The following is a 24,360-nucleotide window of genomic DNA, read 5'->3' on the forward strand; positions in this document are numbered from 1 at the left end:
TTACTAAGTTCGCTACGAAGAAGGTGGAGAAGCAGGAGAGAAAGGCTTTGTTGCGTAATTCAGTTAAGAGACAGTGCTACTCCGTTTTGTATATTTCTTAGTCAATGCGATAAGTTTCAGGCATATCTAACCCAGTAAGCTTGTTTAACGCTTTTATCATCACGTAAGTTTCACCTACCTGTGCATTGTAATTTCTTAAGCTCAATCGTCCTCCTAGCAATTGTTTAACTCGATACATCGCTGTTTCTGAGAGTGAACGTTTATGATGTCCATAGCGCTCTTTCCAATACTTATTTGAGCCGTATAACTTCTGGCAACCCACGGCGAGATTTCGATGGTGACCACGCTCCCAGAAGGCTGCCCTTCTTTTGGGGGAGGCTCCCTTATGTAGTGGATGAGAAAGTATGCCCACTCGATTAGAAGGCTTTACCATACATCTAATAATTTATCATAAGCTAAATTAGCAAAGTCACTGATACGCTTGTGTCCAAAAACTAGCCAACGACTCTTCTACTCAATTCAGTCACTACAGTATCCGAGCAAACAAAAAGGGGCTACGTGAGCCCCTTTCTTTATTGGATAAACAGTCGTTAACCTAAGCTTTTTGTTACTACTGGTTTGGTATTGCGTTTGGCAATCCAGTAAGCAACGCCACCCCAAAGTACCGTCAGAACCCAAAGTGCGGTCCAGTGTTTTGCGACTTGTTGCCATGTTGCGCCCATTTGGTTGAGTGCTAAAAAGCCTTTGATTGCCCAAGTGCTTGGGCTCAAGTCTGCAAACCAAAGCAGCGGGGCTGGGATCGACTCAACTGGCCAAATAAAGCCTGCCAAGAAGATTAATGGCATTGAGCTAACCAGCACGACCAATGTCACCAGCTCGCGTCTTGGTAGCAAGTATCCGAGCCACAAACCTAAACCACAACAACCAAGTAAGAATGGCAATAACAAGGTGAGTAGCTCACCTGCGTTGGCAACATGGTTGACGTTCAAGCGTTCAAAACTGAAGCCAAAGTAGTAGGCGCTGAGTAGGTAGTAGATAGCTACGAAGACCAAGGTTCTGGCAAGTAGCAGAGCGCCTGTTGGCACCTGAGACCAATAACCGCGACCATGACGTTGCGTACCTGTCTGCAAGCCGACGGCCATGATCAATGTTTGTTGAAGAATCAATACAAATACCGCTGGCACTACGTATTCGATGTAGCCCATGGTTGGGTTGAAGGTTGGCTTCATGTTCAGCTTAATCGCGGAGTAATCATGGCTCGCCATACTCAGTGGCACGCCATCGATCACCATCTTGCTTACTTTAACTTGAGCGCCAAGCGTACCGCCTGCTGTTGCCAAGCCTTCTACTACGGTGCCGTAGACTAAGAAGTAAGAAGCGTCGGCGGCATAAGCCAGAGTAGGGCTGCTGCCAAGCATCAAGTCTTTATAGAAGTGTTCTGGAATCACCAAAAAGCCGGTGATTTCACGGTTAAGGAATGCTTGTTTTGCATCTGCAATCGTGTGTAATCGTGTCACGACTTTAACCTGAGGCGTCGCGTCGACCATGCGCTCTAGGGTTAAACTTGTTTGGCTACCATCGAGGTTCACAATCGCAATCGGCTGCTCTCTTGGCGTTTGTTGCGCGTATGGAAGCGGGTACAAGAATGAGTAAAACACCACGCCACCAAAGACAGTCAGTACCACGACAGGATTGGTCATCACTGAGCGAAGTTCTGTTTTGATCAGTTGCCACAGTGTCATACTGCCTCCTGTTTGCTATCTGTTGAGGACGAGCTATTTAACAAAGCTGTATTACGATGTTTTGCTAATAACGCTGCCGTCATCAGTAGCGGGATAATGTACCCAACCATCGGCCAGAGTGAGCCAATTGACTGTGTCGCACTCGCGCCGTAGCTTGCTTGATCCACTTGAACTTCGATGTAATGTGTAATTGGCAGTAATCCTCGCCATGCTTGCGCTAACGCGTTCATGTCGGAAACCGGGAAGGTTATCCCCATAAATGCAAAGCTCGGTGCGGTAAATGCGCCAGCAAAGCTCATCGCACGTGCTGGGTCCATCGATAGGAAGAAGAACAACGCTCCCATGATGATGCATGCGATAGTCGTTACGAACTGCGCTAATAACATCACTAAGTAACTGCCTTCCATCGGCCAATCAAGCACCACATAAAACCAAACTAAGAACAGTGCACTTTGTGCCATAAAGACAGGAATGTACTGGCTTAGAATTTTGCTTAGTCGAGTGAAAGGGCGATCGCCTAAGAACGCGAAGCTGTTGTTGCCATTTCCATAAAGACGAAAATGCGCTGCGAGGATCAAAATGGTGCTGACCACGACACAGATCTGCCAGATCGCCGGAACAATCGCTGTTACCAAAAACTGAGCGTAGTTGGTGTTGCGGTTGAACAAGGCCGTAATCTGAGTCGAAATTGGCACGGCTTGGCCAATAGCAGCAAGTGTTGTGGTGTTGCCTTTTGCTAGGTTACCCATTGTTTCTAGCTGAGCATCAAAATACCCTTGAGACTGCGCGACCGCCGAGTTGATCAGTTTTGCAACCAAAATGTATTGGCTGTTGAAGAAGACCGATAGCTGCGGTTGCCGATGCAAAAGAATGTCTTGGTCAAATTGAGGGGGAATCACAGCATAAGCGTAGATATCACCCTCGATCATTGCGTTCTTCGCTTCTGTTGAACTGGTGTAGTGGTAATCAACAGAAAGAGTGGAAGAGGCATCAAGAGACTGAATCATCTTGCGTGACAATTGCGAGTGCTGCAAATCAACCACACCAATCGGGAGATCTCTGGCAATACCTGCAGAGAACACGCCCCAAATAGTGACGGCCAATAAGATCGGCACCCATGTCAGGCAAGATAACAACCATTTATCGCGCCGCAGGATTTGTCGTTGTGAGATTTGAATCGTCATAGTTTTAAACCAACGCGATTACAGCTCAACCACAACACTCATGCCCATGCGTAGCTCAGGCTCTGGTTGGGTAGGGCGAGCTTCCACTTCAAATGTGCGAAGATCAAAACCTTTCGATGCGTCTGTCGCGCGCCATGTAGCAAAATCACCCATTACGGCAACGTGAGTCACTTTAAATTCAACGTCTTTATCCAGTGCTGGTAGGTAAGCTTTGAAAGTCGTGCCTTTGGTGAAGTGTTTGAGCAAATTTTCGCGTACGTTCAGTGTCGCCCAAGAATCTTGGGTATCAATAACCGTCACAACCGGGAAGCCTTGAGGTGCCAGTTCGCCGCTTTGCAATAGAACTTGAGAGACTTCACCATCAAACCAGCTGAAGATTTGCGTGTCTTTTGCGTACGCTTTTACTTCCGCTACTGCGCCAGCCGCCATGCGTGCTTTCTCTGCTGCAGCGACTTTGGTTTCGCTACGCGCGCCTTCTTTCGCCATGTTGTACATTTGGAATGCTGCGCTTTCGGTGTATTTCGATGCTTGCCATTGCGTCATCGCTTCATCGCGTTTTTGCTCTGCGACTACGCCATCTTTATAAAGGTTGTTTACACGTTGGTAGGTCTTTTCCATCAAATCTGCCGCCGCTTTCGCTTTCAACCATTGGTCTTTTGCGGCTTGAATTTGTTGCTCACGTGCGCCTTTTTCTGCTTCTAATGCTAGTGCGCCAGCGGCTTTTTCACCCGCTTTTGCTTGTTCCAATTTTGCTTCGATTTCTGGGCTGTGAAGGGTAAAGATCAACTGACCTTTTTCGACATCATCGCCTTTACGCACCATGACTTCATCAATACGACCTGGGACTTTAGAAGAGATGCTGTATTGCTGCGCTTCAATCAACCCTTGTAGACGTGCTGGTTCCGGTTGATACGCTTGGTAGAACTGGTAACCAACCCAAGAAGCGACGCCCAAAGCACAAAGTGATAGTAGAGCGGGTTTTAGAGATTTTGCTGCCATGACTTATTTTGCCTCTTTGGATGCTGATGCTGGAACGTAAGCAGTATGTTGGTATTGAGCGAAGCTGTTCATTTCGCTGCTCAGTGCTAATAGTTTGGTTAAAGAAATCAGATAACGGAAACGTGCTGCTGATTGCTGTGTCTCTACGCTGGCGACATACAGTTGCGCGTCAACGACATCCAAAGAGGACGATAAGCCCTGAGTGAAGGCTTTTTCGCGCAAGCGTAGGTTCTCGTCTGCAAGGGCGATACTCGATTCTAGCCCCTGCACTTCATCAATGGCTTGTTGTGCTTCGAGATACGTTTTTTGTACCAGAAGTGACAAATCTTGCTTCGCTTGAGATTTTAGCGCATCGACTTGCGTGACCATGCTTTGCGCCGCTTTTACTTTCTCGCTACGACCAGTGGATTCGATAAGCGGAATATTTACGCCGACGCCAACTAACCAATCCGGTTTCATTTGGCTGGCAAGGGAGTCATCTTCATACAGGCTGTAATCACCGTATAGGTAAACTTCTGGGTAGTATTTGCCTTTTTCAGCTTTGATTAGACTTGATGCTTGTTTGTGTTTGGCATCCAACAAATCTAAGCCCGGGTAGGTCAGCAGTGTTTGATCAACAAATGCGCTCAACGGCGGCAGGTTATTGTTGATAAACAGCGTTTCTGAAGGTTCTACAGAATCGTTCTGCGCTAAGATCTTGCCAAGAGCCGCTTGCGCGATACTCAGATCACTGGCTGCTTTGCGTGTTTCGACTTTGGCTTTGTCTAATGAGGCTTCGGCTTGAAGGCGTTCAACGCGAGCGATTTGGCCTTGTTCTTCCATCTTAATCGCAAAGTCGCGGTGTTTGGTTAAGCCTTTCTCTACTGCTTGGCGCGTTGCCAACACTTCTTTTGCTAGGACCACGGAGAAGTAGTATTTGGAGAGATCTTCAAAGCGCGCTTGTTGCTCCATCGCGAGCTGGCTTTTCGCCTCGTCTGTTTTACCTTCTGCTGCTGATTGAGCGGCATTGATTCGACCACCAGTGAAGATTGGCCAAATAGCACGAATAGAAGAGGAGAAGATGTCACGCTCTGTGATCGTCGATGTGGTATTCGCAAGCGCACTAAAAATAGGTTGGAAAACAGGTGGCACGCTAATGTGTTGCCCAGTGCTATCGAGAATCTGCTGCCCGGACAAGGTGACGTCTGTATCTAAACGCGTGTAGTTCGCGCCGATGCTTACTTGCGGTAAGTTGAGGTTATCTGTCGCGCTTTGTTGGTATTCGTAACTTTCTACGTTGGCACGTTGCGCTTTAAGGGAATAGTTGTTTTCTAACAACAATTTCCATGCATCATCGAATGTGATGGGAGCAGAGTGACAGGCAAGAGAAATCGAGCTGCTGAGAATGCCCAAAATCCAGAACTTTCCGGTTTGTTTCATAGTGGCTACTTTGCTTTAGAGTATTAGCTCTAATATAAAGTATTCATTAGAAAGTGTTAAGTGATTGGATAAAAGAATTGTTGGAGAAATGTTGCGCCCAATTAAGTGGGGCTTAGTTGGGCGCAGCGTTATTACGTGTTTTCTACTGTTTCACTTCATGGAAGGGCAGTGAAATTCTGCTCTCCACTCAAGCTGACGAGAACCTCGCATTGTATTCAGCAAGTCTTTACCACTCATCTGTGGGAATGACAGCAGCACCTTAAGATCTGCGGAGCTAGCATCACTCTTTTCATAAGCTCTGACGTGTGTAAACGTTGAATACATATTCTCTGACAGCATGGCCTTATTCAGGCAAATTCCAAATGTATCGCGTTCCATGTTTTGGTGTTCCTTCTAACTATAAAAGCACCTCTGTTTATAGTTATTGCAGTGCAGATGGTGTCTAAGTGTTTGTCCTACGGTCAGTGTTTGTATTTTTATCAATGTATCTTCAAATTTTCTGACGCAAGTGTTGAGCGTTAAATAGACTTCCAGTTGGCTGCTTTCTTTGTTCGAAGCTCTAGTAGGCTTCTTGACTAAAAATTATACGACGGAAAGTCTAAAAACGCCTCAAAAACCGCTCAAATTGGTGTGATCATGTTCAAGATTTGGATGGCAATTTATGTATGATGTTGAATAAATAACAACATTATTTGGCTGGCGATATGATTTGTTTTTGATATTTCATGGCGGCTATAAATTGAGCGTTGAGACTGCGGTTAAACGCGCCGTGATTGAAAGTGACGAAGACGTCGAGTTGTGCCGTTTCACGCAAGTTGGAAACGTTGCTGTTTTTTGCGGGGTGTCAGAGTTTTAATCAACAATGGTCGCTAAATTAGACTCAAGTAATCCCATTGCATTTCTTCGCTTCTCTCATTTTTAAGCGCTAAAGGTACCAGTTTCATGACCACGAATTCTTATAATTTCACCACAACGTTAGATCGAAAAAACAGCTTTGCTGCGAAGACAAACCACCAGATAGTCAAAGATTTTTTAGGGGTGAATTATTACGATGACACCATTTCCCTCTGGGGGGCGGATATGGATTTTGAGTGTGCGCCAGCAATAACTCGCGCGCTGACTAATCGAGCGATGCAAGGCACTTTGGGTTATACACAGCAGACTGAACCGTATTATAACAGCGTCATCAATTGGTATGGCCGACGTCATAATATGTCGATTGAGCAGGATTGGATTGTGTACAGTGCCGGAACCGTTTCTGCGGTTCGTAATGTGATTCGAGCCTTCAGTAAAGAAGGGGAAGGCGTCATTATTCAGCCTCCGGTGTATTACCCGTTCCAATTGCAGATTCAAGAGACCAACCGTGAAGTCGTGCGAAACCATCTGATTAAAGATCAGAACAACCAATACAGCATTGATTTGGTGGACTTTGAAGAAAAGTGCAAAGACCCGAACAACAAGATCTTTATTTACTGCAACCCTCACAACCCGACTGGCAATATTTGGTCTGCGGAAGTCACGCAGTCTCTTCTTAAGATTTGTGCAGACAACGATGTGCTGTTTTTCTCGGATGAAATACACGCGGATTTGATTCGCAAAGACAGCTCGTTTACTTCTGCCCTTAACTTGGAACACAGTGAAAATAGCATCATCGCAACGGCGGTAAACAAAACGTTTAACGTCGCTGGGCTACATATTACTAACTTGGTCATCAAGAACGCATCGCATAGGGAGACATTGAACAACTACACAGGAAAGGTAGGCATGTCTCCGTTTGCATTGGACGCGACGATTGCTGCATTCAACGAAGAAGAGCAGTGGGTAGAAGAGGTCAATAACGTTATCGACACGAATTTGGCTTTGATGGCGTCTTTCATTGAACAACGCATTCCAAAAAGCCAATTTTATGTCCCTGAAGCGACTTATCTGGCGTGGCTAGATTTCTCTGAGTTTGGGTTAGAAGAAGCTGACTTGCTCAATCTACTGGCTGATGAAGCCCACTTGGTTCTCGAAGGTGGCAGCATGTTCGGCGAAATGGGACGAGGCTTTATTCGTATGAATGTGGCTTGTCCGACTGCGGTGATTGAGGAAGCACTGGAGCGTTTAGAGCGCGTTTTTGCTTCTCGATAAAAACCAACAAGGTCAGGTGAGATACATGATCGCCTGACCGCTTATCTTTCTGTTTCTGCGTTTTATTCCATCAAGTTTTTCTCCCACTTTTGAAGTGCTTGTGCTTCTGCTCGATTAGTTATTAATCGGAAACACACGAGATCATTTCGTTCGTTCACAGATTTGTCATTTAGTAAAAGCCTCATTGTTAACTCAGTGTTAATTTAGAATGTGTCTCCACAATGACGTGGAATGTTCACAACGGTAAGGGATGTATCAATGAGTTGGAGTTCGATCAGCTTTCGTAAGCGCATGCTCATTATTATGACGTTATCGGGTTTGATTGAACTTCTTATCCTTGTGGCTGCGGGCTTTACTTACCTTAAATTCGATCAAGAACAAGAGATGGGTGAGAAAGCGCTAGGCGTGGCGCGTTTCTTATCGACATCCCACATTGTCATCGAGATGATCGAATCTCAAAACCCTGAACCATACCAACAGCGATTTCGTGAAATGACCGATGCGTTAGGTGCTGCGTTTATTGTTATCGGCGATAAAAATGGCGTGCGTCTGATTCACCCCGTCGACGAACGTATTGGTAAGCCGATGAAAGGCGGTGATAACCAGAGGGCGCTGGTGGAAGGGAAGTCCTATATCTCTACGGCTCAAGGTTCTTTGGGCTACTCCGTGCGTGGTAAAGCAGCGATTTTTGACCAGCAAGGCAACATCATTGGGGTGGTTTCTGTCGGTTATCTATTGGAGCGTCTGCAAGACCGCATCGAGCCGTTTCTTGCTTTTCTAATTGTAATGGCACTGGTTGTGGTTGCAGCCAATGCCGTGGTCTCTAATTATGCGTCACGTAAGTTCCAACGAGCGATCATGGGCTTTGAGCCGGAAGAGATTGGTCGTTTATACGGTGAATTGGATGTGACTATGAGCACCATTAAAGAAGGGGTGCTCAGTGTTGATGCGCAAGGTGTATTACGCTCAATCAACCGTAGCGCATGCCAAATTCTAGGCATCGACCGAGAAGCCGCGCTCAACAAACCGTTGACCGATACGCTCCGAGATAGCGATTTGTATACGGTGTTAGAAACAGGACAAGAAGATCACGACATCGAGATCTTCCTCAATCACAAACGCTTAATCGCGAACCGTTCACCGATCTTTGTGGATGGCAAAATCGTCGGTGCCGTATCGAGCTTCCGTTTGCGTGATGAAATCAACGAACTCACTGAGCAACTTTCGCAAACCAAAGAGTACGCGGATTTGCTTCGCTCACAAACGCATGAACATAGAAACAAGCTCAACACCATTAGCGGCTTGGTTCAAATGGGTGAGCTAGAAGCGGTGCAGCAGCTTATTGGACAAGAGACGGCGCATTACCAAGCGATGATTGAGTTCTTGCGGGACACCATTAAAGATCCGCTTATCGCTGGCATGCTTTTAGGCAAAACAGAACGTGCTCGTGAGCTTGGCTTACAACTGGTGGTAGAAGAAGGCAGTCGCCTAGAACCGTTACCGGAATGGCTCAACGCCGAAGATTTGGTGACCATTCTTGGCAATCTTGTCGATAACGCATTTGACGCAACTTTGTCTTCTATTCGTGTTGAATCTGCGTTTGCGTTAGAGCGTCGCAGTATTGATGTGTCTATCAGTGATTACGGAAACGAAGTGATTTTAGAGGTGGTCGACCAAGGTTGTGGGCTACCGGAAAACATTGAGCCACAAGAGCTCTTGAAAAAGGGCATTTCAACCAAGTCTCGCCAGAATAGAGGGGTAGGACTACACCTTGTGAATCAACTGGCGACGCGTTATCACGGTTATGTTGAGATGCTACCAAATACAGAACATGGAACGAGAATTACCGTGTATTTGCCTAAGGAAGAACAAGTATGAATACGGCAACGCGAGTCATGATCATCGAGGATGATATTGCCATTGCAGAGCTTCACCACAAGTATCTGAGTCAACTCTCCGGTTTGGAAGTGGTGGGCATAGCAACGACACGGATGGAAGCAGAAATGCAGTTAGAGATCCTTAAACCAGACCTGTTACTGATGGATGTTTATCTACCAGACGGAACGGGCTTGGAGATTCTCAATACGCTGCGCTCAAACAATCAAACTTGTGACGTGATTTTAATTACCGCGGCGAGAGATGTGGACACGCTTCAACAAGCGATGCGAGGCGGGGTCGTTGATTATCTACTCAAGCCCGTTATGTTCCCTCGATTAGAGGCGGCATTGCAAAAGTACATCTCTCAACGCCAACAGCTGAACGTAGCAGAAAGCTTAGACCAGAACTTGGTTGATAAGATGTTGCAATCAAATACAGGGTCAGACAATGCGCCACAACGCTTACCAAAAGGAATCGATGGCGTAACTTTAGACAAGATTCGTGCTTTGTTTGTTGGAGAAGGCATGTTTACGGCGGACGAAGCAGGCGAGCAGATTGGTGCTAGCCGAACAACTGCCAGACGTTATCTTGAATACCTGATCAGTTCGGGTGAACTGGAAGCCGACTTAAACTATGGCACAGTAGGGCGACCAGAGCGCAGCTATAAAAAAGTGATAAGGTAATCATTGTCGTTTTAACTCATAAAGTGGTGGCTTTTGTCTAGCCATCCTTTCATTTCTAAGTATTAACCACTATCTCCCTGCCTACTTCCCGATAGAACGCTCGGTTATAATTCATTAGGTATCATTCTCAACGAGTTGCGAATTGAGGAGTAAACTCCAACTGAATCGCATTACTTATGTAATGGATTGCAAATTTGAACATTTATTCTTCAATTTAGAGTTTTTGCTTAAATTTTATAACTCTCAAGTACTTATTGATTTTTTCTTATTATTCAATGCTTTGTTGCGTATCGTGTAAATTATTTAAACGTTTGCACCGCCAAGTGTTGATGTAAATCAAATAGTCGTAGACAATACGCCCCCGTGTCGGAAATCTCCTCCGCAGAGTGCAAGGTTGTACTCGAGAGACATAAGCGTTCTAAACGACCTACAAATGTTGAAATCCAGACTATGTTTAAGGAGCTCAGCAGTTGCAGTGATTTGGGACTATAGGCTTTACCTATCAACGTAATAGGTAAGACCAATTTTCTATTTTGGGGTGCCATTGATAGGGTTGGCTCAATCCTTTTAGCCGTATCCGGGCACACAATAAGTACCTCGTTTTTAAGGGAAAGATGATGGTAATACCAGAAAACAGCAGCATCGTTATTTTTGGTGCTTCAGGCGACCTTACATACCGTAAGTTAATTCCTGCTCTATACCACCTCTATGCGAACAAACAGCTTCCAGAGAATTTTGCCATTCTTGGCGTAAGTCGTACTAAATACAGCGACGATTCTTACCGCGAAAAGCTGAAAAAATCGCTTCAGGAAATGGAGAAAACTGAGCCAGAAACGCTTAATGCATTTATCAACCACCTGCATTACCAAGCAATCAATACTTCTGACACACAAGATTACAGCAAGTTGGCGACTCGTTTAGACCAACTGGCAGACGAATACCAATTCGAACAACGTAATACGCTTTTCTATCTTGCGACGCCACCAAGCCTTTACAGCGTGATCCCTGCAAGCCTTGCAGCACACGGTCTGAACAACGAGGAAGATGGTTGGAAACGTCTGATCATCGAGAAACCTTTTGGTTACGATCTTGAATCAGCGCGTACGTTGGACAAAGAAATCCACGAGCACTTCCAAGAGCATCAAATCTACCGTATCGACCACTACCTAGGTAAAGAAACGGTTCAAAACCTTCTTGTACTTCGTTTCTCTAACGCTATGTTTGAGCCATTGTGGAACCGTAACTTCATTGATTACGTGGAAATCACAGGCGCAGAATTCTTAGGCGTAGAAGAACGTGGCGGTTACTACGATGGTTCAGGTGCGGTGCGCGACATGTTCCAAAACCACTTGCTACAAGTACTAGCAATGGTTGGTATGGAACCACCTGCACAAATCAATGCTGACGCGATGCGTGATGAAGTCGTGAAAGTGCTTCAGTGTCTTAAACCACTGGATGAAGACGCACTTCGCAACGACCTTGTATTGGGTCAGTACACGGCGTCTGAAGTTCGTGGTCAACAACTTCCAGGTTACCGTGAAGAGAACGGCGTAGCAGACGATTCTCGTACTGAGACTTACATCGGCCTGAAAGCTTACATCAATAACTGGCGTTGGAATGGCGTGCCTTTCTACGTTCGTACAGGTAAGCGTCTACCGACTCGCGTTACTGAGGTGGTTATCCACTTTAAACAGACACCACACCCAGTGTTTGGTCAAAACGCACCAGAGAACAAACTGATTATTCGTATTCAGCCAGACGAAGGCATCCAAATGAGCTTTGGTCTGAAAGAGCCGGGTGCAGGCTTTAAAGCGAAGGAAGTGAAAATGAACTTCCACTACGCTGATCTGCAAGAAACCCAAATGCTAACTGCTTATGAGCGTCTACTTCTTGATGCCCTAAACGGTGATGCAACGCTATTTGCTCGTAGCGATGCGGTTGAAGCGTGTTGGAAATACGTGCAACCAATTCTAGATTTCAAGCAAGACCCACAAGCGCTATTCGGATACGCATGTGGTACATGGGGACCAAAAGAAGCGGACGACTTGCTACAACGAGCTAACCGCGCATGGCGCTTCCCTTGTAAAAACCTAACAGATACGGACTACTGCGAACTATGATCAACCATAAGATCTACCAAACAGCAGAGCAGGTAGTAGAAAGCCTTGCTAACGACATGAAAGCGTTTAGCGAAATGGGCCGACCTGTTCACATCTCTCTTTCTGGCGGCAGCACACCTAAAATGCTGTTTAAGCTATTGGCAACAGAAGCTTACGCGACGTCAATTCAGTGGCAAAACCTGCACTTCTGGTGGGGTGATGAGCGCTGTGTTGCTCCTGATGATGCAGAAAGCAACTACGGTGAAGCAAATACGCTACTATTTAGCCAAGTAAGCATTCCTGCTGAGAACATCCACCGCATTCGTGGTGAAGACGAGCCAGAAGTTGAAGCACAACGCTTTGCGAAAGAGATGGCAGAAGTGATTCCAACTGAAAATGGCACTCCTGTGTTTGATTGGATCTTACTTGGTGTTGGCGCAGACGGTCATACCGCATCGCTGTTCCCAGGTCAGACAAACTACGATGATGAGAACCTATCAGTATTGGCGTCTCATCCTGAGTCTGGTCAGATTCGTGTATCGAAAACGGCACGTGTACTAGAAGCAGCGAAGCGCATCAGTTACTTGGTACTTGGCGCTGGTAAAGCAGACATTATCGAAGAGATTAACAGCTCACCAGCACGCGTACTTCCATATCCGGCAGCGAAGATCCAAGCGAAAGCGGGTCTGACGGAATGGTATTTAGATTTAGACGCAGCGGCAAAAATCGCTTAATGCGGCCGCTGGTCGAATAAAAGACAATTGGAGAGAAACAATGAAAGGTGATATCGGTGTAATCGGCCTTGCTGTAATGGGTCAAAACCTTATCCTAAACATGAACGACCACGGCTTTAAAGTTGTGGCTCACAACCGTACTGCTGCTAAAGTAGACGAGTTCCTGGAAGGTCCAGCGAAAGGCACAAACATCATCGGTGCATACTCTCTAGAAGAACTAGTAGAGAAGCTAGAAACACCACGTAAAGTGATGCTTATGGTTCGTGCAGGTGACGTTGTTGACACGTTCATTGACAACCTAATTCCGCTTCTAGACGAAGGCGACATCATCATCGACGGTGGTAACACTAACTACCCAGATACAAACCGTCGCGTAGCACATTGCCGTGAGAAAGGCATTCACTTCATCGGTACTGGTGTATCTGGTGGTGAAGAAGGTGCACGTTTTGGTCCTTCAATCATGCCTGGCGGTGCGGCTGAAGCTTGGGAAGCGGTTAAGCCAATCTTCCAAGGTATCTCTGCAAAAACTGACGCTGGCGAGCCATGTTGTGACTGGGTTGGTAACGACGGTGCTGGTCACTTCGTTAAGATGGTACACAACGGCATCGAATACGGCGACATGCAGCTTATCACTGAAGCTTACCAGTTCATGAAAGACGGTCTTGGTATGTCTGCAGACGAGATGCAAGCAGTATTCGCTGACTGGAACAAGACTGAACTAGACAGCTACCTTGTTGAAATCACGGCTGACATCCTTGGCTACAAAGATGAAGACGGTGAGCCTCTAGTTGAGAAGATCCTAGACACAGCAGGCCAAAAAGGTACTGGTAAATGGACTGGTATCAACGCACTAGACCTAGGTATTCCACTAACGCTTATCTCTGAGTCTGTATTCTCTCGTTGTCTATCTGCACTGAAAGACCAACGTGTTGAAGCTGAGTCTCTATTCGGTAAGACAATCACTCCAGTTGAAGGCGACAAGCAAGAGTGGGTTGATGCACTACGTCAAGCGCTACTAGCTTCTAAGATCATCTCTTACGCTCAAGGCTTCATGCTAATGCGCGAAGCGTCTAACGAGAACGGTTGGGACCTAAACTACGGTAACGTAGCTCTAATGTGGCGTGGTGGTTGTATCATCCGTTCTGCGTTCCTAGGCAACATCCGTGATGCGTACGAAGCGAACCCAGATATCGCATTCCTAGGTTCTGATGAGTACTTCAAAAACATCCTACAAGGCAGCCTAGCAGCATGGCGTAAAGTAGCAGCGAAATCTCTAGAGTCTGGCATCCCAATGCCATGTACGATTTCTGCGCTATCTTTCCTAGACGGTTACACAACAGCTCGTCTACCAGCAAACCTGCTTCAAGCTCAACGTGACTACTTCGGTGCTCACACTTACGAGCGTATCGACCGTCCACGTGGTGAATTCTTCCACACTAACTGGACTGGTACAGGCGGCGACACAGCGTCTACAACTTACGACGTTTAATCCCCGGTCAGTAAGCTGATCAAAGCAAAAGGATGCCCAAGTGGCATCCTTTTTTATTACCTGCAATTCGTGAGAGAGATACTACTAAAACTAACAGTTTCACAATGGTTTGAAGTCAAACGCAGTTCTCACAAATGGAGAAGAACCTTTCAGCACTCTCCTTAAAATACTTCTCAACATCAGGTTTGGGAATAAGAGTATGGCAAGCGATAGATTTCAGTGTTTGAGCAAGAGAAACAAAAGTCAAAGAGATCAATGTCTAAAGTCTTTAGACATGCATGAAGTAGATATTTATGTACTAGACCAAAAGGGACTCGTCGATCTTTGGTTATTTGAAAAGAAAATGAAAGGGTTAAATGAACAGCAAATAACCGACTTAATAACGGGAATGGAGTTGGTAGAGGTTATCAGTGCAAAGGGAAGTTTAATACATGACTTATCTGCGTTTTATCTCTTAGCTGAGGACCTTAAGAAAGGTGGTTCAATACTAGGGAAGTATGAAATCACAAAGAAGGGAGCACAAAGTTATATTAGTTTTTCTGGCAACCATAAATTACGTAGTATTATCAAACAGTCAAGGTATTTATCCTCGAATGCAAAGATGCTGGCTTTGGGGATAGGAAAACTTGGCTTAAAGGCTGCTGCAAAAGGTGGTGTGATCTTAACGGTTATTTATTCTGTGCCTTTCAGAACACTAGAACTTGCTCTCAAAAAAGACTACTTACTGTCTAACTGGGTTGTAAATGTTTCAACTGATATTGTAATAGCCGCTATTTCTGGAGTACTGGGCTATTTCGCTGGTGTAATGATTTCTGCTGTGACAACTACGGTATTAGTGCCAATAGGATTCGGTATCGCTGTCGCAGCAATCTTCGGATTATTTTTAGAGTATTTGGAGGGCGAATACCTAGTTAAAAAGAGACTGATCGCTCAGTTAAACAGTTTTGTTGAGGCTCAAGTAAAACATGAAAGCGATATGAAGATTCAAAGATATAAATCAGCTCGAGCTATGAATCAGTTTCTAAGGTTTAACAATGGATGATACGCCAAGCATAAAAAAAGTTAGCCTGGTCGCTCTTGTTATCAGCTTGATTACCTGTGGCATTGCTTTTACGTTGCTCAGTGATCATTTCGAATCTCTAAGCTTACAGGTTCAATTAGCTAAGCAATATCAAATAATCTACATTAATACGCGCTATGTAATCGTTATTGGCGCTAGTATCACTATTCTTGTAAGTTGTGTTTATGCCATATACAAAGCAAAGATAGGCAAAGCCGTGTCGACGGCATTAAGTCGTTCGCTTGAAGTTATGTTGTTGTCAGCAATAGCTCTAGCGTGGCCCGCTTCTCTTATAGAGCAAGAAAGATTAATTTCACTCGCGACAGGTCAAGGCTACTATGAATGCCCGTTATTTTCTTTAGCATCGAGTAAGCCGAGCATTGAGGTAATGGTCAGAGAGCCTGAGTTATGTCGAGATGAGACGATGTTGACTATGACCGAAGACGGCAACTTATATCAACTTGATGAAATAAATGCTTATCTGAAGTCTAGGAGCATTGTTCATTAGTACTCAAAGAGCGCCTAAGCGCTCTTTTCTTTTACATTGCCTTTTGGGTGATGGCCGAATCTGTCATTCAAGTAGAGCAATCCACTGACGAAAAGTGCCACAACGGAAACCGTAAAGAGGGCATACATACTTAATACCCAAGCGAATGTGGCTGTCAGAAAGGCAATGAAGGAAAACATTCTGCTGAATGACATTACATGACCTAATTTTTTACTTTTCATAACGCCTCCCAGAGCTTAGTGGGTAGAGCCAGAGTACTTTCACTCCGCATTTGTATTGTCTCTTTTTTGCTCAGAAGATACCCAAAAAGTAGGCTAAATATTTCTCAAAAAAGATTAAATATTGACCTGGTAGACAGTTTTTAATAGCCAATTGTTGTGAGTTTCATTGCATAGCATTTTGGACAGCATTTTTGATTCTGTTGAGCGTCAAAAATGATTTTTATCTTTGACTAAAGTAAATGCATCCCAACTGAAAACGCAGGAAACTCTTATGTTAAAGACTCAACTTAAACGTGTCGCATTGATTACCAGCCTATTGGTTTCATCATCAGTGATGGCAAGCTCTGGCGCTTACAACACTGACATTCCATCAAGCATCATGACACCTGATAAGGTTGAAACCAGCATTGGTACTCTGAATTTCAAGGATGGCGTGCCAAGCCAACAAACCATGGATACGCTGTACGACAATCTCGATACCATGCGTGCGACAGAAGTGTTTATGAACGCGATTCCTATGGCCTCTATGGAAGCACTGAGAGTCGGGCATGAGAAGATGAGTCTAACCAGTTCAAATCAGGTGATGCTGTTTGATGATCTGATGGACTCAAACCCGCTATTTTTAACGGGTAACACAGACACGGTTTACGCATCGGCGTTTCTTGATTTAGAACGTGATGGTCCAACGGTTGTGGAAATCCCGCCGGGCATGGGGCCAACCACAGTCAATGATGCTTTCTTCCGTTTCGTGACCGATATGGGCGTTGTAGGCCCAGATAAAGGTAAGGGTGGCAAATACCTCATCTTGCCACCAAATTACGATGGTCCAGTACCTGAGGGTTACCATGTCTCCCAATCGACAAGTTATACCAACTGGTTTATTGCGCGTGGCTTCCTGAAAGATGGTAAGACGGATGCCGCGGTTAACTCATACCACACAGGTTTGAAGATTTACCCACTGGCGAAGAAAGGCGAACAACCGAAGATGGAATTCATCTCTGGTAGTGGTAAGTCTTTCAATACTATCCATGCGAACGACGACCATTTCTATGATGAAATCAAAACGGTGATCGACAAAGAGCCGATTGAATTCATCGACCCAGAAATGCGTGGTTTGATTGCGACCATCGGTATTCAGAAGGGCAAACCATTTGCACCGGATGCTCGCATGCAAAAGATCCTTGAAGATGGTGCTGCTATTGGTAATGCAACGGCACGTGCTCTGATGTTTAACCCACGCACCGAGAATGCATATATTTGGAACGACCGTAACTGGAAGACCGCATTTATTGGCAACGACTACCAGTGGTTAATTGAAGAAGGTAACGGTGGACGAAACTTAGACGCACGTACCTATTTCTTCTACATGGCAACGGTTAACACGCCTGCAATGGCATTGAAGATGGTTGGTAAAGGATCGAAATACGCGATTGTCGATAAGTCTGCACAAGGCGAGTACTTTGATGGCGGCAAGAATTACAAGCTGACGATTCCAGCCAATGTGCCAGCGAAGAACTTCTGGTCTGTGGTGGCTTACGATACGCAAACACGTTCGGAGCTACAAACGAGCCAACCGTTCCCAAGTAAGAACGACAAACGTGATGAGATGATTGCTAACTCAGATGGCTCGATAGATTTGTACTTTGGCCCGAAAGCACCAAAAGGCAAAGAAGCAAACTGGATTCAAACCGTACCCAATAAAGGTTGGTTCACCATCTTGCGTGTATATGGTCCACTAGAACCTTGGTACGACGGTACTTGGAAGCCAAGTGATATCACTGAGGTTAAATAAGATAAGAGCTTAAGTCCTAGAAGCTGAAGAAGTAAGCCGACCTGTTTATTGGTCGGCTTTTTTGTATTCGTTGACGATGTGGCAATTGAATTTAGTGGTTTATCTAAGTGCTTGTTTAATAAATACTTCTACTTGCGCGATGATTGGATGTTGGTAGAAGGCACGATGGTACTGAATGCCAACGTCAAACATCATGGGTTTACCTTCCAATTTCAAAGGCAATCGACGAATGCCTGCGGGTAGCTCTTGGTCATCGATATACATTCCAACAAATACATACGGGCTGACTTTGACACAATTTAGCGCAGCACTCATGGAGGAGACCGTCAGTTTTTGTTCTAGATTCACGCCAGTCAACTTACGCATTCGCTCGTAATAAGCGCTCACATCGAGCGATCCCATTGAGACGCGCACAGTATCTAGGTTCTCCATATCGCTCAGCTCAATTTCTTGTTGTTGACTGAGTGGGTGTTGATCATTGACGTAAGCGAAAATCGGCACTGAGCTGACTTTGCGTTCTACCATCCTTTCATTGAGTTCATTCGGAAAACCACCAATACCAATCGCGACAGCACCACGTTTGGGGTTTTCTATGCTTTCAATCGACCAATCAATAAAGGCGATCTTAGGCTTTTGCTCTTCTGTTGTGAGGGCGGTGACCAAAGGAATCGTCAACATGGCAGAAAGAGGATTGATAATGCTGAATAGGTATTCGTTCGCATGCTGATTCGCATTGTAGCTTTGTGCCATTTGCGGTATCTGCTCAAGTTGTTCTAACGGCTCGCTTATGGCTTCACATAGCTGCTGGCAAAGGAGAGTGGGGGTGTAGAATCCTTTCTCTGCATTGAACAGTTCGTTATCAAATCGCTGGCGACATTCGGCGAGCTGTCGAGTAAAAGTCGCTTTGCTGATGTCGAGGGTGTGACACACTTTTGCCTGCGTTTTCTGCTGGCTGAGCAGATAAAGAAAGCGATACAAATTTAAATCAATGGTATTTTTCACGAAGTAAGCGCCTCAAAACATTGAGCTTTAAGTATCAACGCCTCTCATCCTCTGTTCCAATAAAATCTGCATCATTTTTTTCTTTTGTGACATAGAGTTAGCTCGTAAGGGTATGGTGTATCAATACTGATATCGAAACTAAGATTACGTAAAAGATGAAAAACAGTGTTAGGTAAGCCCTTGATCTCCTCCTATAATTAGCTTGCATATGGAGGATGTTTAGTAGACAAACATACTCTATTTTTTGAAACCTACAACAAGGAACCGGCATAAGTCGTTTTTGCTGGTGTTGTTTACATTTACCAAGAAGGTGATTTAACACTATTAATTGAGGTTCTTACGATGACTCTTAACAAGTACTTTGTTTTCATTCCGGCAGATATGGATCAGGAAACGCACAAGGAACAGAAAGTGAATTCTGAAACGGAAACTCAACGTCAGGCATTAGTAAAACAGGCGCAGCAAGAAGGCGGACTGTAAGGCTAGGTTTCAAAATAAGAAGAGCACCCAAAGAGGTGCTCTTTTTTTATCTCTTACATTTCATTATTTCAGCATACCAAGGCTCTTGAGTTTGCGATAAATGGTATTGCGACTCAGACCCAGCATGCGCGAGGTTTTACTGATGTTGCCTTGGTTTGCTTGGTAGGTTTTCACCAACTTATCTTCCACAGTCGTACGCATGTCTCTGGTTTTTGACGTATCCACTTCTCCGATAACGCTTGCTTGGCTCAGCTTTTTGGCAAGATGGTTAGGTACGTGGCTAAGCTCGAGTTGCGCTTCTCCTTGCGCCATTAAGGCTGACACTTTGATTAAGCTGTCGAGCTCACGCAGATTCCCCGGCCAACCATAGCCCAACATTAATGACAGCAGGTGAGGGCAAATGCTTTGTTCAGACTCGGCGTGACGACGATGAATGTTTTCAATCAGTGCTTGTTTGTCGCTACGCTCTTGGAAACGAGGCAATTCGACGATGAGTCCGTTTAGGCGGTAATAAAGATCCTGACGAAACTCACCTTGTTCAACCAAGAGCTCTAAGTCTTTGTGTGTAGCGGCGATGATTTGTGTATCCACTTGGATGGTTTGGTTAGAGCCGACAGGCAACACGGTTTTGTCTTGGAGCACATGCAGCAGTCGGCTTTGCGCTTCTAATGGTAAGTCTGCGATTTCATCTAAGAACAAGATGCCTTTGTGCGCTTGACGGATCTTACCTTGGTAGCCTTTGTTGTTTGCTCCGGTGAATGCGCCTGCAACATAACCAAACAGTTCGGATTCGACCAAGTCTTTCGGCAGCGCACCGCAGTTCACGGAAACCAAGGGGCCGTTTTTTCTCTGGCTGTTTTTATGCAGAGCTTTAACAAACTCATTTTTACCTACGCCCGTTTCGCCAAGGATCAACAAGCTAATGTCTTTATCGATAACGCGATTGGCTTGCTGCCAACAGTGCTCGACGGTGGTATCGCCGTAATGCAGGTCATTCGAGGCAGAAATGGCACGGGATGATGTTTTTCGCTCCGATAGTGGCTGAGTTTTGAAGACTAAAGATTGGTTACTGGCAGAATCGTCAAGTATGGAGGCAAGTTGTTGTCCAACAACATTGGTTTGATCCAGCAGTTGTGAGGCAACTTGGTTATGAGCCAGAATCTGACCCTCTTCATTGGCGATGATGATGCCTTGCCAACCGCTATTCAGTAGACCTTGCTCACAAGCTAAATCAACTCGAATGTGCCCTTGAGGGATTTGGTTGAGTAGTTGGTTCTCCACTTGTTGAACCATGTTTTGCACTAAAACCTGTGTTGAAAAGTCATGCTTCTTTTGTTCACTGGTGATGTCCAGAACCCCAATTAAGTTACCCAAATGATCAAAGATAGGGCTTGCTGAACAACTGATGAAACGGTGATGTTGTATGAAGTGCTGGTCACCAATCACAGAGACCGGTTTTGCTTCCACTAATGCTGTACCAATGGCATTCGTACCTTTTAGCTTTTCTTGCCAGCATGCACCAGAACTGAGAGCAATCTCGGTCAACTTTTCGCGGAATTTAGGTTGTCCCCAGCTACCGATGATCACGCCATCTGCATCGGTCAAGATTAGGCGACTGTCGCTGTGCGCAAACAACTGGTTAAACAGGGGCAGAGCGAATTGTTTGACCGCATCGATTAGGAAATTTAGCTGGTGGCGTCTGTCTTCAAGAAACGCGGAAGTTACGCGAATATCGTCTGGCCGACGTCGCTGTTTTAAACCGGCTTGCTCACTTCTATCCCATGAAGTGGAAAGCCAATTGCTGTTGGTAATGTGTTGAAGTTCCATGACTGTACCATTTTGTCACAGTGAGGGTGTGCCATTTTGGAACACTTGAACACTGGTGTTCACACCATACATCCGCTCAAACGTCACTCACTTGGTTTGTTATCGCTTGGTAATCATAGTTTTACATTTAATTAACAACAAGACGCGCGTTGTTGGCATGTGACTTGAGTAATGAAGTGAACAAAACAACAGAGTTGAACACTCGGTTGTTTAAAACAAAAAACTGAACGAGAACAAAAGGAAGAGTTATGATTTATGCACAGCCAGGTAGTGAAAATGCCATCGTTAATTTCAAATCGCATTACGACAACTACATCGGTGGCGAATGGGTAAAACCAACGGGTGGTGAATACTTTGACAATACATCGCCAATCAATGGTCAAGCGTATTGTAAGGTGGCTCGTTCCGGAGAAGCAGACATCAACCTTGCACTGGATGCTGCACATGGCATAAGAGCGCAATGGGCGAAAACCAGTGTGACTGAACGTTCGAACATCCTACTTAAGATTGCAGATCGCATTGAGCAACACCTTGAAGAGTTGGCTGTGGCAGAAACATGGGAAAACGGCAAACCCGTCCGTGAAACGCTAGCAGCAGACTTGCCTTTGGTCGTCGACCATTTCCGCTACTTTGCAGGTTGTATCCGCGCTCAAGAAGGCAGTGCGGCTGAGTTAGATGAGCATACCGCAAGTTATCACTTCCCTGAGCCGATTGGGGTAGTTGGGCAGATCATCCCTTGGAACTTCCCAATGTTGATGGCGGCTTGGAAGTTGGCTCCAGCATTGGCTGCGGGCTGTTGTGTCGTGCTAAAACCTGCCGAACAAACGCCGACTTCGATTCTCGTTCTGATGGAGAAAATCGGTGATCTTCTGCCTGCTGGCGTAGTGAACGTAGTCAATGGCTTTGGCTCAGAAGCAGGGCAAGCACTAGCGACCAGTAACCGAATCGCTAAGTTGGCATTTACGGGTTCAACAGAAGTCGGTAACCATATTCTGAAATGTGCCGCAGAGAACCTTATTCCATCGACGGTTGAGCTTGGTGGTAAATCTCCAAATATCTACTTCCCAGATGTGTTTGATCATGAAGACGAATACCTAGATAAGTGTATTGAAGGCACTTTGCTTGCGTTCTTCAACCAAGGCGAGGTGTGTACCTGTCCATCACGTGTGTTAGTGCATGAGTCTGTGTACGACAAGTTTATCGCTAAAGTTGCGGAGCGCGCGCAGACAATCAAGCAGGGTAACCCACTCGATACCGATACTCAGGTTGGCGCTCAAGCCTCGCAAGAGCAGTTCGATAAGATCCTGAGTTACCTAGAAATCGGTCGTCAAGAAGGCGCGAAAGTCGTGTTTGGTGGCGATGTAGCGAAACAAGAAAACGACTTGGAGCAGGGCTACTACATTCAACCGACTTTGTTACAAGGTCACAACAAGATGCGCGTATTCCAAGAAGAGATCTTCGGCCCAGTCATCGCAGTGACCACCTTCAAAGATGAAGCGGAAGCACTAGCGATTGCCAATGACACGGAATATGGCTTGGGTGCAGGTGTGTGGACGCGAGACCAAAACCTCGCTTATCGCATGGGACGAAACATCGAAGCAGGGCGCATTTGGATTAACTGCTATCACGCATATCCTGCACATGCTGCGTTTGGTGGTTACAAGAAATCAGGTATCGGCCGTGAAACCCATAAGATGATGCTCGATCACTATCAGAATACGAAAAACCTACTCATTAGCTACGACGTCAACCCGCTAGGCTTCTTCTAAACAAAACGCCTTTTAAGGCAACAGAAAAAGCAGTAAAACAAAGCCCCGAATTTTCGGGGCTTTTTATGATCACTTATGCGGTCGCGCAAGGGTAATCGGTGTAACCTTTTTCATCACCGCCGTAGAAGGTGGAATGCGCATCGTAACCAACTGGCGTTAGCTCGATGCCGTTTTCCACGCGGTAGACGAAGTCTGGGTTAGTGATGAACGGTTGGCCGAACGCCACTAAATCCACTAAGCCAGACTCTAACAATGCTTGGCCTTTTTCTGCGGTGAGTTTACCTGCAACCATGATTGGGTTTGGGTACACCTCACGAACTTGTTTGCGGAAGACATCCGTTGCTTCAGTGTAGTTAGAGATATTCTCACTGAAGTGAATGTAAGCAAGGTTCATCGGTGCAAGCTTCTCTAGTGCCTTCACTGTTAACTCAACAATTTCGTCATCAACGATGTTTGAGCCTTCGGTAACGAAAGGAGACAGGCGGATAGCTGTTTTATCGCCGCCAATTTCCTTTGCGATCGCTTCGGTCACTTCCAACATAAAGCGCATGCGATTTTCTTGAGAGCCACCGTATTCGTCATCACGTTGGTTAGATGCTTTGCGCATAAACTGATCAAGTAAGTAACCATGAGCTCCGTGGATCTCAACACCATCAAAGCCAGCTTCCATCGCGTTTTTCGCCGCTTGCACAAAATCTGTAGTGGTTTGTTTGATGTCATCTTCACTTAATGCGCGCGGCATTGAGGTTTCGATCATACCAAACCCGCCTTCTGGAAGAGGGCCAAACACCATGTCTGGTTCTTTGATTGCAGAAGCCGATACAGGTTGTTCACCAGCGATTGTGTCGTGGCTACGACGACCTACATGCCAAAGTTGAATAAAGACTTTACCGCCAGCCTTATGTACCGCGTCGGTGGTCTTTTTCCAGCCTTCAATGTGTTCTTGAGTGTAAATACCCGGTGTCATTGAGTAGCCGCGACCTACTGCTGAAATTGGTGCGCCTTCAGTAATGATCAAACCTGCTGTGGCGCGTTGTTGGTAATAAGTTGCCATCATATCGTTTGGCACGTCGCCCGGTTGTGAAGTGCGTGAGCGAGTCATTGGTGCCATCGCGATGCGGTTGTTTACAGCAAAATCGCCGAATTGGAATGCGTTGAAAAGTGCGTTGCTCATAAGAAGCTCCTATTTCGAATTGCCCTCAGTCTACTCTTTTGATGATTTGCAATTAACGGCAGTAATGGCAAAAGGCTTTTGTTAAATCAACAAAAATAGAAAGGGTAATTGCAGCAATAGGGACTCACTTTTTTTCCACACCGCCGCTGATAATTTATATATCAAGCATC

General features: G+C 45.5%; 20 protein-coding genes and 1 pseudogene. 11 read left to right on the forward strand and 10 right to left on the reverse strand.

Annotated elements, in window-relative coordinates:
- Window positions 1–97 precede the first annotated feature (97 nt).
- The 6 genes and pseudogenes from H735_RS29840 to H735_RS04375 all read right to left on the reverse strand — a co-directional run.
- A pseudogene (locus H735_RS29840) lies at window positions 98–373 on the reverse strand (IS5/IS1182 family transposase); the annotation flags it as partial.
- 217 nt (window positions 374–590) lie between these two features.
- Window positions 591–1,742 carry an ABC transporter permease gene (locus H735_RS04355; protein ID WP_020197493.1) on the reverse strand — a complete coding sequence of 384 codons (1,152 nt, stop codon included), beginning with the start codon at window positions 1,740–1,742 and terminating at the stop codon, window positions 591–593.
- The gene (locus H735_RS04360) at window positions 1,739–2,926 is read right to left on the reverse strand and encodes an ABC transporter permease (RefSeq protein ID WP_020197494.1); all 1,188 of its coding nucleotides are present in this window, start codon (window positions 2,924–2,926) and stop codon (window positions 1,739–1,741) included. The genes H735_RS04355 and H735_RS04360 overlap by 4 nt, the downstream gene beginning before the upstream one ends.
- Window positions 2,927–2,944: 18 nt before the next feature.
- Window positions 2,945–3,925: an HlyD family secretion protein gene (locus H735_RS04365; RefSeq protein ID WP_020197495.1), complete on the reverse strand. Its 981-nt coding sequence runs from the start codon at window positions 3,923–3,925 to the stop codon at window positions 2,945–2,947.
- A 3-nt stretch (window positions 3,926–3,928) separates the two neighbouring features.
- A complete protein-coding gene (locus H735_RS04370; protein WP_020197496.1) occupies window positions 3,929–5,344 on the reverse strand; it encodes a TolC family protein in 1,416 nt (471 codons plus the stop codon).
- A 150-nt stretch (window positions 5,345–5,494) separates the two neighbouring features.
- Window positions 5,495–5,722, reverse strand: coding sequence for a hypothetical protein (locus tag H735_RS04375; RefSeq protein ID WP_010648656.1), 228 nt, complete (start codon window positions 5,720–5,722; stop codon window positions 5,495–5,497).
- A gap of 564 nt (window positions 5,723–6,286) precedes the next feature.
- Between H735_RS04375 and H735_RS04380 the strand changes: the two genes are divergently transcribed.
- The 8 genes from H735_RS04380 (at window position 6,287) to H735_RS04415 (ending at window position 15,925) form a co-directional block, all read left to right on the forward strand.
- The gene (locus H735_RS04380) at window positions 6,287–7,474 is read left to right on the forward strand and encodes a MalY/PatB family protein (protein WP_020197497.1); all 1,188 of its coding nucleotides are present in this window, start codon (window positions 6,287–6,289) and stop codon (window positions 7,472–7,474) included.
- Between the two features lie 258 nt (window positions 7,475–7,732).
- A complete protein-coding gene (locus H735_RS04385; protein ID WP_020197498.1) occupies window positions 7,733–9,352 on the forward strand; it encodes an ATP-binding protein in 1,620 nt (539 codons plus the stop codon).
- Window positions 9,349–10,035 (forward strand): response regulator, encoded by a 687-nt coding sequence (locus tag H735_RS04390; protein ID WP_020197499.1) that lies wholly within the window; start codon window positions 9,349–9,351, stop codon window positions 10,033–10,035. Before H735_RS04385 ends, H735_RS04390 begins: the two co-directional genes overlap by 4 nt.
- A gap of 617 nt (window positions 10,036–10,652) precedes the next feature.
- Window positions 10,653–12,155: a glucose-6-phosphate dehydrogenase gene (gene zwf / locus H735_RS04395; protein WP_020197500.1), complete on the forward strand. Its 1,503-nt coding sequence runs from the start codon at window positions 10,653–10,655 to the stop codon at window positions 12,153–12,155.
- Window positions 12,152–12,868: a 6-phosphogluconolactonase gene (gene pgl, locus H735_RS04400; RefSeq protein ID WP_020197501.1), complete on the forward strand. Its 717-nt coding sequence runs from the start codon at window positions 12,152–12,154 to the stop codon at window positions 12,866–12,868. Before zwf ends, pgl begins: the two co-directional genes overlap by 4 nt.
- 40 nt (window positions 12,869–12,908) lie before the next feature.
- Window positions 12,909–14,357, forward strand: a complete 1,449-nt coding sequence (gene gnd / locus H735_RS04405) for a decarboxylating NADP(+)-dependent phosphogluconate dehydrogenase (RefSeq protein WP_005442184.1) — start codon at window positions 12,909–12,911, stop codon at window positions 14,355–14,357.
- A 199-nt stretch (window positions 14,358–14,556) separates the two neighbouring features.
- Complete coding sequence (locus H735_RS04410; protein WP_020197502.1) at window positions 14,557–15,399, forward strand: hypothetical protein; 843 nt, start codon at window positions 14,557–14,559, stop codon at window positions 15,397–15,399.
- Window positions 15,392–15,925: a hypothetical protein gene (locus H735_RS04415; RefSeq protein ID WP_020197503.1), complete on the forward strand. Its 534-nt coding sequence runs from the start codon at window positions 15,392–15,394 to the stop codon at window positions 15,923–15,925. The genes H735_RS04410 and H735_RS04415 overlap by 8 nt, the downstream gene beginning before the upstream one ends.
- 14 nt (window positions 15,926–15,939) lie before the next feature.
- On the opposite strand, the gene H735_RS04420 is transcribed toward H735_RS04415, so the two are convergent.
- Window positions 15,940–16,146, reverse strand: a complete 207-nt coding sequence (locus H735_RS04420) for a hypothetical protein (RefSeq protein ID WP_020197504.1) — start codon at window positions 16,144–16,146, stop codon at window positions 15,940–15,942.
- A 271-nt stretch (window positions 16,147–16,417) separates the two neighbouring features.
- On the opposite strand from H735_RS04420, the gene H735_RS04425 reads away from it, so the two are divergent.
- Window positions 16,418–17,938 carry a DUF1254 domain-containing protein gene (locus tag H735_RS04425; protein ID WP_020197505.1) on the forward strand — a complete coding sequence of 507 codons (1,521 nt, stop codon included), beginning with the start codon at window positions 16,418–16,420 and terminating at the stop codon, window positions 17,936–17,938.
- A gap of 99 nt (window positions 17,939–18,037) precedes the next feature.
- On the opposite strand, the gene H735_RS04430 is transcribed toward H735_RS04425, so the two are convergent.
- Complete coding sequence (locus tag H735_RS04430) at window positions 18,038–18,940, reverse strand: LysR family transcriptional regulator (RefSeq protein ID WP_020197506.1); 903 nt, start codon at window positions 18,938–18,940, stop codon at window positions 18,038–18,040.
- A gap of 342 nt (window positions 18,941–19,282) precedes the next feature.
- On the opposite strand from H735_RS04430, the gene H735_RS31305 reads away from it, so the two are divergent.
- Window positions 19,283–19,420, forward strand: coding sequence for a hypothetical protein (locus H735_RS31305; protein WP_009704374.1), 138 nt, complete (start codon window positions 19,283–19,285; stop codon window positions 19,418–19,420).
- Window positions 19,421–19,483: 63 nt separating this feature from the next.
- Here H735_RS31305 and H735_RS04435 read toward each other — a convergent pair whose 3' ends face one another.
- Window positions 19,484–21,247, reverse strand: coding sequence for a sigma-54-dependent Fis family transcriptional regulator (locus tag H735_RS04435; RefSeq protein WP_020197507.1), 1,764 nt, complete (start codon window positions 21,245–21,247; stop codon window positions 19,484–19,486).
- A gap of 248 nt (window positions 21,248–21,495) precedes the next feature.
- Between H735_RS04435 and exaC the strand changes: the two genes are divergently transcribed.
- Window positions 21,496–23,016, forward strand: a complete 1,521-nt coding sequence (exaC, locus tag H735_RS04440; RefSeq protein WP_020197508.1) for an acetaldehyde dehydrogenase ExaC — start codon at window positions 21,496–21,498, stop codon at window positions 23,014–23,016.
- A gap of 73 nt (window positions 23,017–23,089) precedes the next feature.
- Here the strand turns inward: exaC and H735_RS04445 are convergent, their stop codons facing one another.
- On the reverse strand, window positions 23,090–24,190 hold the full coding sequence (locus H735_RS04445; RefSeq protein ID WP_020197509.1) for an alkene reductase: 1,101 nt from the start codon (window positions 24,188–24,190) through the stop codon (window positions 23,090–23,092).
- Window positions 24,191–24,360 lie beyond the last annotated feature (170 nt).

The sequence above is a fragment of the Vibrio owensii CAIM 1854 = LMG 25443 genome, assembly GCF_000817815.1.
Lineage (GTDB): Bacteria > Pseudomonadota > Gammaproteobacteria > Enterobacterales > Vibrionaceae > Vibrio > Vibrio owensii.